1 protein-coding gene is annotated in these 537 nt (G+C 39.1%); it reads left to right on the top strand.

The genetic code is table 11. The features are described from left to right. A partial coding sequence (locus G5B00_RS17905; RefSeq protein WP_205966479.1) for a penicillin acylase family protein occupies positions 1–537 on the top strand: 537 nt, incomplete at both ends.

The raw sequence follows: 537 nt of genomic DNA, 5'->3' as shown, positions 1-537 counted from the left end.
GAATGCGTATATCGAAGAGATATTACGTACTCCTGATAAGTTGCCTATAGAGTTTAAAATATTAGATATTCTACCTGGAAAATGGACGCCTGAGGTTGTTGTTTCAAGACATCAGGGATTACTACAAAATGTTACAGAGGAGTTGTTGATTGGTCGGTCAGTAGCAAAGTTGGGGGTAAAAAAGACAAAGGATCTTCATTGGTTTCATCCACACGATCCTGACATAGAGCTGGATGAGAGTATTGACAAAGAATTGCTATTTGATGATATTCTCTATTTGTATAAGGCGTTTAGAAAACCTATTGATTTTCAAATAGATGATGTTAGTCCTGACTATAGGATTGATAGAGATGTATCTACTTACAAAAACCCTTTAGAAGTGGTAATAGAAGATAAGTTTTCTGTAGGGAGTAATAATTGGGTAACTAGTGGTGAACTTATGGCTGATGGTCATACTTATATGGCTTGTGACCCACATAGGGCGGTGACGGTGCCATCGCTGAGGTACATGGCACACTTGGTAGCGCCAGGATGGGA

The organism is Parapedobacter sp. SGR-10, from assembly GCF_011030405.1.
Lineage (GTDB): Bacteria > Bacteroidota > Bacteroidia > Sphingobacteriales > Sphingobacteriaceae > Sphingobacterium.
This window is presented reverse-complemented; position numbering and strand designations above follow the sequence as displayed.